At 76.1% G+C, this 1,263-nt stretch carries 1 protein-coding gene; it reads right to left on the minus strand.

The window, feature by feature from the left end:
- Positions 1 to 28 precede the first annotated feature (28 nt).
- Positions 29 to 1,263 (minus strand): cytochrome P450 (locus tag AB8Z36_RS40830; protein ID WP_369218396.1); only part of this gene is annotated, 1,235 nt, incomplete at its 5' end.

Consider the following 1,263-nt stretch of genomic DNA (forward strand, 5'->3'; position numbering starts at 1 on the left):
GGAGGGCGGCGTCGGGTGTGCCGTGGGGTCAGGTGAGTGACACCGTCAGGCGGTCGTAGGACGGGATGACCACACGGCGGCTGCAGCGGCGCTCCACGACCCGCCAGGGCCGCCCCACGGCGGTGAGCGTCTCCAGGGTGCGGCCGATCTCGGCCCGCGCGATCGCGGAGCCCAGGCAGTGGTGGCGGCCCGCCCCGAACCAGAGCTGGCGGTTGGCGGGGTCGGCGGGCCGGTCGATCCTGAAGCCCCCGGAGAGGCTGCTGGCGGTGTAGGTGAGCAGCGTGATCCGGTCACCGGCGCGCAGGGTGCGCCCGGCGAGCCGTACGTCGCTGCGGACGGTCCTGCCGATGACCGGCGCGGGCGCGGTCACCCGGAGGCCCTCGCGGACCGCGTCCGGCACCCGGTCGGGCGCCCTCACCAGCTTGTGCTGCTCCCCGGTGTCGTGCAGCAGGGCCACCGTACGGGTGATCGCGCTCGCGGCGGTCTCGGTCGCGGCGACGCCCACGAGCGCCGCCATGCCCGCGCTCTGCCGGGCGTCGAGGCCCACCTCGCGGCAGCGCCCGATGAGGTGGTCGGGGGACTCGGTGCGCCAGATCTCCGCCACATGGCCGGTGAGCCGGGCGACGATCCCGCGGCCCCGGGCCACGGTCGCCTCGCTCAGGTCGCCGCCCCCGGCCGCCTCGACGGAGAGGGCGGCCAGTTCACGGGCGGTGGCGAAGACGCGTTCATAGGCCGCGTCGTCGGTGCCGGTGACCGGCACCCGCAGCAGCTCCGTGACGATCCGGCCGACGACCGCGCGGCCGAGTGCCGCGACGTCCACGGGCCTGCCGAGCGCCAGTTCGGTGCGGGCCTCGGCGAGCCGGGTGCCGATGGTGCGGTCCACCAGCGCGCGGGCGGTGCTCTCGCCGAACAGCTCGCGGGTCCCCGCGCGCAGCGCCCGGTGCCCCTCACCGTCGAAGAGGTCGTCGACCCAGTCGCCGAGGAGCTGCGCCCAGAGCCTGCCCACGCCGCCCCGGTCCAGGACGGTGAAGTGCTTCTGGTCGGTGAGGACGGAGCGCGCCGTGGCCGCGTCGGCGGTCAGCCAGCCGATGCGGGGCACGTACGTCAGCGGCCGGGCGAAACGGCCCGCGTGGAGCAGGACCGGGAGTGCGGGGCGGCTGGCCGCCAGTACGCGGAGTTCGTGGAGTTCGGCGCGGTTCATGGTCAGGGTGATCCGTCTCGTCGTCGTACCGGGGGCCCCGGGAGGGCCGGGGCCCCCGGTAC

The organism is Streptomyces flavofungini, from assembly GCF_041028215.1.
Classification (GTDB): domain Bacteria; phylum Actinomycetota; class Actinomycetes; order Streptomycetales; family Streptomycetaceae; genus Streptomyces; species Streptomyces flavofungini_B.